The following is an 11,994-nucleotide window of genomic DNA, read 5'->3' as shown; positions in this document are numbered from 1 at the left end:
CGCGTGGTGAGCCGCGTGCCGTCCGGCGCGAAACTCCCGCCGGCGCTTCTCGATGGCGTTCTCGATGAGCTGTTCCTCCGCGGCGAACAGTGGTTGTTCCCACATCTCCGGGCTGGCGATAACCAGCGCCACTTCAGGGGGGAAGAGTTGCTCGGCTAAAAATTCAGATGGCATCGGGGTCTCAAGGCTAAATGCTGCAGGGTGTCAGCCGCGCAGTATAGCGGATGGTGTGATGACGCTTGCGAACTCAGGCGAGCGGGATAATACTTCTCGGGTCGGGCGTGTCATGATCAGGGAGACGTTGCATGAATCTGAGTCTTGCCCACTACTCTCACATTACCGAGATCGTCGGCGATATCGTTAAGGTCGCAGTGCCCGAACTGGTGGCCGGCCAGGGGCAGGATATCTGCTATGGTGATTTGGCGCTGGTGACGGGGCGTGAGGGCGACAGCTCTCTGGCCCAGATCATCAACATGCAGGGTGAGCAGGTCAGCCTGCAGTTGTTCAACGGCACCAAAGGGGTGGGTACCGACTCCAGCGTGCGTTTCCTCGGCCACCCGATGCAGGCGACCTACTCCAGCAACATCCTCGGCCGGGTCTTCCGCGGTACCGGCGAGCCCATCGATGCCGGTCCTGACCTCTCCCATGACCCACAAGTCGCCATCGGCGGACCTTCGGTAAACCCGATGCGGCGGGTGCTGGCGTCGAAGATGATCCGCACCGACGTACCGATGATCGACGTCTTCAACTGCCTGGTAGAGAGCCAGAAGATTCCGATCTTCTCGGTCTCCGGCGAACCCTTCAACCGCTTCCTGGCACGGGTCGGGATCCAGGCCGACGCTGATGTGGTGGTGTTCGGCGGCATGGGGCTGATTTTTGATGACTACCACTTCTTCCGCACCGCCTTCGAGGATGCCGGGGTCTTTGCCCGCACCGTGATGTACGTCAATCAGGCCTCCGACCCCATCGTTGAGCGGCTGCTGATTCCCGATATGGCGCTGGCGGTGGCGGAGCGGTTCGCGGTGGAGGAGGGCCGGCGGGTGCTGGTGCTGCTCACCGACATGACCGCCTTTGCCGATGCGCTGAAAGAGGTTGGCATCGCGATGGACCAAGTGCCCTCCAATCGCGGCTACATGGGTGACCTTTACTCGCAGCTGGCGCGCCGCTACGAGAAGGCCTGCGACTACGCTCAGGGTGGCTCGGTGACTATCCTCAGCGTCACCACTATGCCCGGCAACGATGTGACCCACCCAGTGCCCGACAATACCGGCTACATCACCGAGGGTCAGTTCTACCTGCACAACGGGGAGCTCGACCCCTTTGGTTCTCTGTCGCGCCTGAAGCAGCACGTGATCGGCAAACAGACCCGCGAGGATCATGGCCAGATCATGAACACCATGATCCGTTTCTACTCCGGCGCCAAGGATGCGGAACAGAAACAGGCGATGGCCTTCGAGCTCTCCGAGTTCGACCTCAAGCTGCTCAAGTTCGGCGGCCTGTTCCGCAAACGCTTTATGGATATCAATGTCTCGATGCCCCTGGAACAGGCCCTGGATAGCTGCTGGCAGACTCTGGCCGAATGTTTTGACGCCGATGAGCTGCTGATGAAACAGGAGCTCATCGATCGCTACTTCCCACAGTCGACGACTGCAGAGACGGCGGCATAGATGGCGCGGCTCGCCCTCAATAAGTCATCCCTGACGCGCCAGAATCAGCTGCTGAAGGGGTATCGCGAGTTTCTGCCCGCACTGGATATGAAACGCCGCCAGCTGCTGGCGGAACAGGCGAGGGCGCGGGCCGAGCTGGCGCAGGAGCAGACGCGACTGGCCGAGATCCATCCGTGGATTGCCGAACAGCTACCGATGTTGGCCAACCAGGGCATAGAGCTGGATGGTCTGGTGCAGGTCGAGCGGGTCGAGCTGGCGCAGGAGAATGTGATGGGGGTGCGTCTGCCGCTGCTGCAGGCGGTCGAGTTCCGGGTCAAACCCTACTCCTTCCTGAGCCGCCCGCACTGGGTCGAGCCACTGGTGGACAAGCTGAAACAGGCGCTAGAGTTGCGCATCCGCATGCAGCTGGCACAGCGTCGCTTGCAGCTGCTGGCCGATGCAGTGCGCACCATTACCCAGCGGGTCAACCTGTTTGATAAGGTTTTGATCCCCCGTACCCATCAACATATCCGCCAGATTCGCATCTATCTGGCGGATGAGGAACGGGCCGCGGTGGTGCGCGCCAAACTCGCCAAGAGAAAGAAACGATGACCATCCTGGCGCTGCAGAAGGTGACCCTGGCCGGGCTCGTCGAGGAGCGCGGCGTCATCCTGCAGGGATTGCAGCGACTCGGCTGTCTGCACCTGATCCCGCTCAAGCCGAAGCCGGAGGCGGAACCGGATCGACCCTCCGGCGCGCCGGTGGAGAGTGCCTACAAGGCGCTGCGCTGGATCTCAGACGTGGCGACAAAACGCCAGCAGGTGCGCGACGAGCGCAGTTTTGACTTCGATCGGGTGGTGGCCGAAGCACTGCACAACCGACAGCGGCTGCGTGATACCGAGGACAAAAAGAGCCGTCTGCAGCGCCGCATCGAGGCGCTCATGCCCTGGGGTGACTTTCAGCTGCTGCCCCAGGAATACTCCGGCGGCTATCGCTTCTGGTTCTACCAGATCCCGGTTGACCAGCAGCGACAGCTGCAGGCACTCGATCTGCCTTGGCAGATGGTGCACCGCGACAACCGCTTCAGCTACGTGGTGGTGATTGCCAAACAGGAGCCCGATGCCACGCTACTGCCGGTACCGCGCACCCACACCGGCGCGGTTCGTTGAGTGAGTTGCAGGCGGAGCTGATTCGCACCGAGATCGAACTGGAGGATCTGCTCTCAGATCACCACGCCCTGAGCCGCTGGATCTACCTGCTGAGCCGCAACCTGGCGCGGGTCGAAGACCAAAGTGCGCTGGTTGAGGCGGACCAGGGGGTGTGGCAACAGCAGGGCCTGTGTCTGATCCAGGGCTGGCTGGCGGAGCGCGATTTACCGAGATTGCAGGCATTCACCGATGCGCAGGGGCTGGCGCTGGTGGCGGAGGAGCCCAGCTTCGAAGAACGCCCTCCGACCCTGCTGGAGAACCCCGCGCTGCTGGATGGCGGGCAGGATCTAGTCAGCTTCTATCAGACTCCCAGCTACCACGCCTGGGATCCCTCGCGGATCGTCTTCTTCTCCTTTGCCCTGTTCTTCGCCATGATCATGGCGGATGCCGGCTATGCGCTGATTCTCAGCCTTTTTCTTGCCCGATACTGGAAACGCATGGGAGCGAGCGAGGGCGGGCGGCGTTTCCGCCTGCTCACCACGGTGGTGCTTGCCACCTCCTTTGTCTATGGGGTGCTGGTGGGCAGCTACTTCGGCATAGTTCCGCAGACGGCGAGCTTGGCGGGCTCCCTGAAGCTGCTGGATCTGAACGACTTCGACAGCATGATGCGACTTTCCATCGGCATCGGCTCTGCACATCTGATACTGGCTAATCTGGTGGTGGCGATGCACCTGCGGCCTTTCCCCCATAATGCCCGCCCGATCGGCTGGAGCCTGGCGGTGGCGGGTGGTTTCACTCTCTATCTCAGTGGTGTGGAGAGTGGTGCCAGCCTGACCCGTCTGGGCCTGTTGCTGCTGGTGACGGGTCTGCTGCTGGTGTTGCTGTTCAGCAGTCGGCGTCCGGTGAAGGATCTGAAATCGGCCCTACTACGCTTGCTTGATGGCCTTGGCGGGCTGACCCAGGTGACCAAAATGTTCGGCGACATTCTGAGCTATCTGCGCCTGTTTGCCCTGGGTCTGGCCAGCTCCTCTCTGGCGCTCACCTTCAATGACCTGGCGTTGCAGGTGAAACAGGCCCTGCCCGGTGCCGGGTTGCTGGTGGCGATTCTGATCCTGCTGCTTGGCCACAGCATCAATCTGGGGCTGGGCATTATCAGCGGCTTTGTGCACGGGCTGCGGCTCAACTTCATCGAATTTTTCAACTGGGGCCTGTCCGATGAGGGCTATCCTTTTCGGGCCTTCGCCAAAAAGGAGACCGAACTATGAATGAGTTTGTAATGGCGCTCGGCTGGGCCGGCATCTACGGGCCGATGGCCTTGGGGGCGATCGGTAGCGTCATCGGCTGCTCCTTGGCGGGGCAGGCGGCGATAGGTGCGATGATGGAGACCGAGAGCGGACACGGTCGCTACGTGGGCATCTCGGCGATGCCCTCCTCCCAGGTGATCTACGGCATCGTGGTGATGTTCACCCTGAATCGGGAGGTCACCGCGCAGGCCGCTGCCGGCATGTTTGGCATCGGCATCTTCTGCGGCCTGGCGCTGATGTTCAGCGCCATCTACCAGGGTCGCAGCTGCGCCTCTGCGATCAATGCCGCCAAGGCGAAGCCAGAGATTTTCGGTCTGTCGCTGGCGCCGGCCGCCATCGTCGAAGGCTTTGCGGTGTTCGCCTTTGTCTTCGCGCTGGTGCTCAGCGCCGATCTGCCGGTGGCGGGCTAGGAGGGTCAGGTGGCAAAACAGGATCAGGCACTACAGGTCTCCTCCGGGGTGGAGGCGCTGATCGAGCGGCTGCATGATGAGGGTGTCGCGGCGGGGCAGGAGCGGGCGAAAAAGATTGTCGCCGATGCGGAACACCAGGCCGCCTGGATCATTGAGCAGGCAGAGCTGGAATCAGAACAGCTGCGCAGAGAGGCGCGGGAGTCGGCAGAAAAGACCCGCAAGGCGCTACAGGAGTCGCTGGCGGTGGCGGTGCGCGACGCCATCCTGTCGCTGAAATCGACCCTCACGGCACGTTTTGCCAAGGATGTGCAGCGCGCCGTGGGCGAAGAGATGAGCCGCCAGGAGATGCTGCAGCGGTTGATCCTGGAGGTGGCCGGGCGTACCCGGGAGCAGCTGGCCGAGGATGAACCGCTCGAGCTGCTGCTACCGCGGGACGTGGTGGGGCTGGAGCAGTTGCGCAAAGATCCAGAGGCGTTGCGTGCCAGTCCGTTGACCGAGCTGAGTGGCCTGATTACCAAGGAGATGCTGCGTGATGGGGTCAGTTTTGGTGAGGCGGACGACCAGCATGCCGGTATCCGTCTGTCGATCCGGGACGGTGCGATCCAGCTCGATCTGAGTGATGTGGCGGTGACCCGGCTGCTATTGGCCCACCTGCAGCCGCGCTTCCGTGCCCTGGTGGAGGGGATTGTCGGTTAGGAGCCTCTGAATGAATCTGGGCGAACAGAATTGTGAGGCCAATTTTTCCGCTGCAAGGCGGAAATCGCAGGTAATAGTATGCCTATTGCCAAGATTGACGACGCAGCAGCGGGAGATGTATTCAGCGCATCCCTTCGGGGCTTGCGTGAAAAACGGCGCCAGGCCGTTTTTGGGACCGCAAGGCGGTCGCCCATGATTCGTTCAGAGGCTCCTTAATATGTCTGGCGACCTCTATATCACCCTGCTCACCAGTCTGCCCTATCACGGCGAGCTGTTCGGCGAGCAGCAGACACCGATCTCACGGATCCAGCTGGAGAGCCGGCTGCGTCTGCTGGAGCCGGAGGACGCCGTCACCCTCGACGCCATCGAGCAGCTGATCCGCTGGGCCAATCACTCGCTGGATGAGGATGATGCCGCGGTGGCGGCGCAGACACAGCGGCTGCTTGAGGGGGAGATCTGCAGTTGGTTGCAGCAGCTGATCGCCTACCGCATGGAGATACGTACCCTGATGGCGGCACTGCGCCGACGCCGCCGGGGCGAAGGCCCGCCCGAGCGCCCCAGCGGTTGGGGGGTCGGCCGCTGGCAACGGCGCATCCACGCCAATTGGAGTGAACCCGGGTTTCGCCTCGAAGGGGTCTTCCCATGGGTGCTGGAGGCCAACCGGCTGATGCAGGAGGAAGATCACCTGGGGCTCGAACGGTTGCTGCTGGGGGTGACCTGGCGTGCGCTGGAGCGCTTTGGCGAGGGACACTACTTCGATTTCGAGGCGGTGGTGGTTTATGTGCTGCGTTGGGGCATTATCGATCGCTGGAGCTGCTACCACGGTAAGGCAGCAGTGGCGCGTTTTGAAAGCCTGGTGGAGCAGGCGCTGGCAGGCCAGCGGCTGGAGTTTGTAGGAGATGGATGAGTCATGAATAACGGGATAAGCGCATGAGTGAGAGGGCCGAACTGGCGCGCATCGTCGCCGTCCAGGAGGACATAGTCACCATCGAGAGCCCGCTTGAGGGCGGTCCGCCGCTGGTGAAGAACGAGGTGATCTACATCCTGCCCCAGCGACTTGCCGATGGGCGTCAGGAGCGCCTCAAGGCGGAGGTGCTGCGGGTCAAGGGGCGACAGGCGGTGGCGCAGGTGTTCGAGAGTACCCGCGCCATTGGCATCGGTGATCCGGTGGAGCAGAGCGGGCAGATGCTCTCGGTGACCCTGGGGCCGGGCCTGCTGGGGCAGGTCTACGATGGTCTGCAGAACCCGCTGGAGGGGCTGGCGATCGGCTTTGGCAACTTCCTGCCCCGCGGGGTCGATCTGCCGGCCCTCGATCCCACTGCCAAGTGGTCCTTCGTGCCGCAGGTGGAGACTGGCGCGCGGCTGCGTCCCGGCGATACCCTGGGCACGGTGCAGGAGGGGCGTTTCACCCATAAGATCATGGTGCCGTTCGGGGAGCGGGATGAGGTGACGGTGACCTGGATTCAGCAGGGTACCTTCACCGTCGATGTGCCGGTGGCGCGCATCAAAGACGCACGCGGCCATGAGCGCTCCCTGACCCTGGCTCAGGAGTGGCCGGTGCGCAAGGCGCTGCCCGAGCAATTGCTACGCCGTCGCACTAGTCAGCGGTTGTTCCCTGAAGAGCCGCTGATCACCGGGCAGCGCCTGATCGACACCTTTTTTCCCATAGCCCGCGGCGGCACCGGCTGCATCCCCGGTCCATTTGGCGCGGCAAGACCGTGCTGCAGAGCCTGATCTCGCGCTTCTCGGCGGTGGATGTGGTGATCGTGGTGGCCTGTGGCGAGCGTGCCGGCGAGGTGGTAGAGACCATCACCGAGTTCCCTAAGATGAATGATCCGCGCAGCGGCGGCTCGCTGATGGACCGTACCATCATCATCTGCAACACCTCGTCGATGCCGGTGGCGGCGCGTGAGGCGTCGATCTACACCGGCATCACCCTTGGCGAGTACTACCGCCAGATGGGTTTTGATGTGCTGCTGATCGCTGACTCCACCTCCCGCTGGGCGCAGGCGATGCGCGAGACCTCGGGACGTATGGAGGAGATCCCCGGCGAGGAGGCCTTTCCCGCCTACCTCGACTCAGCGGTGCGCGGCATCTATGAGCGTGCCGGCCTGCTGCAGAGCAACGACGGCTCGGTAGGCAGCCTGACCATGATCGGCACCGTCTCCCCCGCCGGTGGTAACTTCGAGGAGCCGGTGACCCAGTCGACCCTGGGTACGGTGAAGTGTTTTCTCGGCCTCAGCGCGGAGCGCGCCTACAAGCGCTTCTATCCGGCGGTAGACCCGCTGCTCTCCTGGTCGCGCTACCACGATCAGCTGCGCCCCTGGTTTGAACGGCAGATCGCGCCGGGCTGGAGCGATCGGGTGAAACAGATGACCGAGCTGCTCGGCCGAGGCGAGTCAGTCTCGCAGATGATGCAGGTCACCGGCGAGGAGGGGATCACCCTGGAGGACTTTGTTGTCTATCAGAAGGCGCTGTTTGTCGACATGGTGTTTCTGCAACAGGATGCCTTCGACAAGGTTGATGCCACCGCCACTCTGGAGCGTCAGGCAGACTCCTTCAACCGTGTCTTTCGATTGGTGAACCAGCACTACAAGTTTGCCGACAAGGATGAGGCCCGGCNCTATTTCACCCAGCTGACCGGCCTCTATCGCAACCTCAACTACAGTGACCAGGAGACCCCCCAGTACCAGGATACCTGCAGCAGATCGAGATACTGGCCAGCGCCAGGCGCAGTACAGCGGAGTCAGACAAGAGGCCTGCAGCGCCCCACTGATCTGATAGAATTAGGACGCCGACAGACGGGTGAGCCTGCGGCCTCTGCTGGATCGATCAACCAAGGCAGGTCCCGATGGCTGTGCGTTATTTCTGGTTGTTGCTGCTAATCTCCCTCTCCCTTTCGGCCTGTAACCCTCTGACCCGTGAACTGGCGGATCGACCTGACCTCAGCCTCTACTTTATGGAGATCCTGGCGACGGCAGAGCAGGGGGAGCCGGTGGATTATCAGCATGAGGTTAAACCGCTGCTTGAGCGCCGCTGTGTGGTCTGCCACGGCTGTTACGATGCCCCCTGCCAGCTCAAGCTGAGCGCCTATGAGGGGATCACTCGCGGCGCCAGCAAACAGGAGGTGTATGACGGCACCCGGCTGATCTCCGCTAATGTTACCCGCCTCTTCATCGATGCCCAGACGCCACAGCAGTGGCGTGAGAAAGAGTTTCATGCGGTGATCAACGAAGGCCAGGGCAACAGCCTGGGCAATTNGGAGAACAGCCTGATCGCCGGCATGCTGGNGCTGAAGAGGCTGCATCCGATGCCTGCAGGACGCCGCTTGCCTGACAGCTTCGACCTAAAGCTTAATCGAGACCAGCAGTGCGCCAGCCGCCAGGAGTTCGCCGACTTCACTGCGGAGCATCCGCTCTGGGGCATGCCTTACGGAGTGCCGGGGCTGGCCGATGAGGAGTACGGGGTGTTGATGCGCTGGCTGGCGCAGGGGGCGCAAGGCGACGATCGAGTGGTGCTGAACCCGCAACAGCAAGTGCGGGTAAGTCGCTGGGAGGCGTTTCTCAATGGCCGTTCCCTGCAGCAGCAGCTGATGAGTCGCTATCTGTTCGAGCACCTGTTCATCGGCGATCTCTACTTTGATGAAATGCCGTCCGGTGTTTGGTTTCGTCTGGTGCGCTCCCGCACCCCCAGCGGCGCGCCGATTGCGATCATTCCCAGCCGGCGTCCCTTCGATGACCCCGGGGTGAAGCGTTTCTACTATCGATTGCAGCCAGTACGTACCAGCATCCTGGCGAAGACCCATCTGCCCTACGCCCTGAGCCCCGCACGCATGCAGCGTTGGCAGCAATTGTTTCTCGGGGATGGCTATCGAGTCGATGCATTGCCTGGTTATGGTAGCCGGTTTGCAGCCAACCCGTTCAAGACCTTCCAGGCGATTCCGGTGAAGAGCCGTTATCTATTTCTGCTGGACGATGCGCGCTATTTTATCTCCGGCTTTATCAAGGGGCCGGTGTGCCGCGGACAGGTGGCACTGAACGTGATCAATGATCACTTCTGGCTCTTCTTTCTCGACCCCGATAATCCGATCATCGACTACGATGCCGACCGGGTGCTGGCCGACATGGGGGAGCGGTTGCGGTTGCCCTCCGGCGAGAGCAGCGATGCCCTGCTGTTGGTCAACTGGCACGAATACTGGCAGCGGCATGAATCCTATCTGGCGGCAAAGCGGGACTATCTGCGGCAGCGTTTCGACGACTCTGAGGATATCAATCTCGACCTGGTGTGGGATGGTGAACGGCACAATCCCAATGCGGCATTGACGGTGTTTCGCCACTTCGATAGCGCAAGCGTGGTGGAGGGGCTAGTGGGTGAGCGGCCGCAGAGTGCTTGGCTGATCAGCTACAATTTGTTTGAGCGGATCCACTATCTGCTAGTGGCGGGGTTTGATGTCTATGGCAATCTCGGGCATCAGCTTAACACCCGTCTCTACATGGACTACCTGCGCATGGATGGCGAGTTCAACTTCCTGATGCTGCTGCCACGGCAGGAACGCGAGAAAAAATGGCGCCACTGGTATCGGGATGCCCACGACAAGGTATGGGAGTTCATTGACCAGCAGCAGCTGAGCTTCGACCAGGAGAGCGGCATCAACTATCTTAGTGACGACCCGATGCAGGAGCTATTGGCGATGTTACGCCGGCGCCTGGGTGGTGCCGACTCCTCAAAATATCGTCTGCAGCCGGAGAGCACAGACTATGTCGAACGCCAGTTGCAGCGGCTGACCCACCTGCAGGGGCTGCCGGTGATCCATCTGCCACAGATGGCACTGCTCAGCGTGGTCGGCGGCAATGCTGGCCTCCATCTCTATACTCTGCTGCGCAACAACGCCCACAGCAATATTGCCCATATCTTTCGTGAGCAACAACGGCGTCTGCCGCAGGAGGATACGCTTTCTGTGAGTAGGGGGGTGGTGGGTGCCTATCCCAACCTTCTGCTGCGGGTTGAAAGTTCCCGGTTGGCCGGTTTTGTGGATGAGATCGCCGCGATGCGTGACCAGGCCGACTATCGTGCCTTGCTGGACCGGTATGGGGTACGCCGCACCAGCGCGGATTTCTGGCTGCACAGCGATCGGTTGCATGCCGCCTATCGGCAACAGGAGCCGATCGAGGCCGGTTTGTTTGACTTCAATCGATTGGATAACGATTAGCCCGCCTGGTGTGGGGTGGTTGAGTTATAGTTGATCGGGAAGGGTGACTCGTATCATTGCAACAGGGGGCGGTGTGTTCACTATCCTCGCGTTCGGTTTTCTTATCGGTATGCAGCATGCGATGGAAGCAGACCACCTGGCTGCAGTGGCCTCGTTGGTCAGTGGTCGTCGCAGTCTGCGGGAGTCGCTGCGCCAGGGTGCGGTCTGGGGGCTGGGGCATAGCCTTACCCTGTTCTGTTTTGCCGGGGTGGTGGTGGTGCTCGACAGTCTGATACCGGCCAGCATCGCCCAGTTGCTGGAGCAATTGGTGGGGTTGATGCTGATCCTTTTGGGCATCGACCTGTTGCGCCGCCTGATCCGCGAGCGGGTCCACTTCCACGCTCATCGCCACGGCGATCTGCAGCACTTTCACGCCCACTCCCACCGCCAGAGCGGGCTTGATCATGCCGTTGATCCACATCAGCACAAACACCCTAAAGGCTTCCCGCTACGCGCCCTGCTGGTCGGTATGACGCATGGCCTGGCGGGCTCCGCTGCGCTGATCCTGCTAACCTTGGAGAGTGTTCAGTCACCACAGCAGGGGCTGCTCTATATTCTGCTCTTCGGTTTGGGCTCGATCGTCGGTATGGCGCTGCTCTCGCTGGCCATCAGCCTGCCGCTGCGCTACTCGGCCCGCAACCTCAGCTGGGCCCACAACGGTCTGAAAGGGGTGGTGGGTCTGGTAACGATTGGCTTGGGGGCAACTCTGTTGGTTGGGGTCTGACTGAAAAAATACCGCCCGATCTGAAATCAATAGTTGACCCTGGAAGGGTTCGGCGGCATGCTCTTGCCTATGGAGGATTTGATGCACATCAAAGACGTTTTGGTAGTATGCCGACTGCGCATTTGGGCAGCGGTGGGGCCGTCTGTGCGTCTGGAGGAGGAGAGCTGAGGATTTAATTAGAACAAACCGAAGCATAATAATCTTGAAGGCCGCAGATCCTACCATCTGCGGCCTTTTTTATTGGCCAAAGTAAATGTATTGACGATAAGGAAGGAAAGATGTCTGTTCCGGCCGCCTATCTGGGTGTGGTGTTGATCTGGACCACCACTCCGCTGGCAATCAAGTGGAGTGGTGATGGTAGTGGCTATCTATTCGGGGTCACCAGCCGTATGTTGATCGGCGTGGTACTGGCATTGGTGCTGATCGCACTGCTGCGCCTGCAGATGCCCTGGCACCGTCGTGCACGCCGCACCTATCTGGCTGCCGGGTTGGGTATCTATGTGGCGATGTTGGCGGTCTATTGGGCCTCTCAATACATTCCGTCGGGGTGGATCTCGGTGCTGTTCGGCCTGAGTCCGATTATTACCGGCCTGCTGGCGCACTATTGGCTGGAGGAGGTTGGCCTGACACCGCTGCGTCTGCTGGCGGTGGGGTTGGCCCTGGCGGGGCTGGCTCTGATCTTTATTGACAGTCTGAACTACCCGGCGGTGGCGATGCTGGGGGTTGCTGTGATGCTGGTCTCGGTGACCATTCACTCCGCCAGTAGTGTCTGGGTCAAACGCCTAGATGCCGGCCTGCATGGTCTGGTGGTGACCGGC

10 protein-coding genes and 2 pseudogenes are annotated in these 11,994 nt (G+C 61.3%); 11 read left to right on the top strand and 1 reads right to left on the bottom strand.

The window, feature by feature from the left end; translation table 11 throughout:
• Window positions 1–105, bottom strand: a pseudogene (locus RIFP1SYM_RS19060) (4'-phosphopantetheinyl transferase family protein); the annotation flags it as partial.
• Window positions 106–305: 200 nt separating this feature from the next.
• On the opposite strand from RIFP1SYM_RS19060, the gene RIFP1SYM_RS13575 reads away from it, so the two are divergent.
• From RIFP1SYM_RS13575 to RIFP1SYM_RS13530, 11 genes and pseudogenes are all read left to right on the top strand, one after another.
• Window positions 306–1,667, top strand: a complete 1,362-nt coding sequence (locus RIFP1SYM_RS13575) for a V-type ATP synthase subunit B (protein WP_005965728.1) — start codon at window positions 306–308, stop codon at window positions 1,665–1,667.
• Window positions 1,668–2,258 (top strand): V-type ATP synthase subunit D, encoded by a 591-nt coding sequence (locus RIFP1SYM_RS13570; RefSeq protein WP_005965726.1) that lies wholly within the window; start codon window positions 1,668–1,670, stop codon window positions 2,256–2,258.
• Window positions 2,255–2,815 (top strand): V-type ATP synthase subunit I domain-containing protein, encoded by a 561-nt coding sequence (locus RIFP1SYM_RS18845; RefSeq protein ID WP_005965724.1) that lies wholly within the window; start codon window positions 2,255–2,257, stop codon window positions 2,813–2,815. The genes RIFP1SYM_RS13570 and RIFP1SYM_RS18845 overlap by 4 nt, the downstream gene beginning before the upstream one ends.
• On the top strand, window positions 2,812–4,059 hold the full coding sequence (locus RIFP1SYM_RS13565; RefSeq protein ID WP_005965722.1) for a V-type ATP synthase subunit I: 1,248 nt from the start codon (window positions 2,812–2,814) through the stop codon (window positions 4,057–4,059). Before RIFP1SYM_RS18845 ends, RIFP1SYM_RS13565 begins: the two co-directional genes overlap by 4 nt.
• Window positions 4,056–4,508 (top strand): ATP synthase subunit C, encoded by a 453-nt coding sequence (locus RIFP1SYM_RS13560; protein WP_005965720.1) that lies wholly within the window; start codon window positions 4,056–4,058, stop codon window positions 4,506–4,508. The genes RIFP1SYM_RS13565 and RIFP1SYM_RS13560 overlap by 4 nt, the downstream gene beginning before the upstream one ends.
• A 9-nt stretch (window positions 4,509–4,517) precedes the next feature.
• Window positions 4,518–5,204 (top strand): hypothetical protein, encoded by a 687-nt coding sequence (locus RIFP1SYM_RS13555; protein WP_005965719.1) that lies wholly within the window; start codon window positions 4,518–4,520, stop codon window positions 5,202–5,204.
• Between the two features lie 217 nt (window positions 5,205–5,421).
• A complete protein-coding gene (locus tag RIFP1SYM_RS13550) occupies window positions 5,422–6,111 on the top strand; it encodes a DUF2764 family protein (protein WP_005965717.1) in 690 nt (229 codons plus the stop codon).
• Between the two features lie 23 nt (window positions 6,112–6,134).
• A pseudogene (locus RIFP1SYM_RS18305) lies at window positions 6,135–7,900 on the top strand (V-type ATP synthase subunit A); the annotation flags it as partial.
• A 155-nt stretch (window positions 7,901–8,055) separates the two neighbouring features.
• A complete protein-coding gene (locus tag RIFP1SYM_RS13540; RefSeq protein ID WP_005965710.1) occupies window positions 8,056–10,413 on the top strand; it encodes a fatty acid cis/trans isomerase in 2,358 nt (785 codons plus the stop codon).
• Between the two features lie 73 nt (window positions 10,414–10,486).
• Window positions 10,487–11,176 (top strand): HoxN/HupN/NixA family nickel/cobalt transporter, encoded by a 690-nt coding sequence (locus RIFP1SYM_RS13535; protein WP_006473680.1) that lies wholly within the window; start codon window positions 10,487–10,489, stop codon window positions 11,174–11,176.
• A 278-nt stretch (window positions 11,177–11,454) separates the two neighbouring features.
• The coding region (locus RIFP1SYM_RS13530; protein ID WP_039960534.1) for a DMT family transporter at window positions 11,455–11,994 on the top strand (540 nt) is incomplete at its 3' end.

This window comes from endosymbiont of Riftia pachyptila (vent Ph05) (genome assembly GCF_000224455.1).
Taxonomy (GTDB): domain Bacteria; phylum Pseudomonadota; class Gammaproteobacteria; order Chromatiales; family Chromatiaceae; genus Endoriftia; species Endoriftia persephonae.
The sequence above is the reverse complement of the archived record's forward strand: the minus strand, read 5'-3'. Positions and strand labels throughout refer to the sequence as shown.

Excerpts from the sequence above, each read along its gene's own strand:
- RIFP1SYM_RS13570 (WP_005965726.1), top strand. The coding sequence starts at position 1,668 with ATGGCGCGGCTCGCCCTCAATAAGTCATCCCTGACGCGCCAGAATCAG.
- RIFP1SYM_RS13575 (WP_005965728.1), top strand. The coding sequence starts at position 306 with ATGAATCTGAGTCTTGCCCACTACTCTCACATTACCGAGATCGTCGGC.
- RIFP1SYM_RS13560 (WP_005965720.1), top strand. The coding sequence starts at position 4,056 with ATGAATGAGTTTGTAATGGCGCTCGGCTGGGCCGGCATCTACGGGCCG.
- RIFP1SYM_RS18845 (WP_005965724.1), top strand. The coding sequence starts at position 2,255 with ATGACCATCCTGGCGCTGCAGAAGGTGACCCTGGCCGGGCTCGTCGAG.
- RIFP1SYM_RS13550 (WP_005965717.1), top strand. The coding sequence starts at position 5,422 with ATGTCTGGCGACCTCTATATCACCCTGCTCACCAGTCTGCCCTATCAC.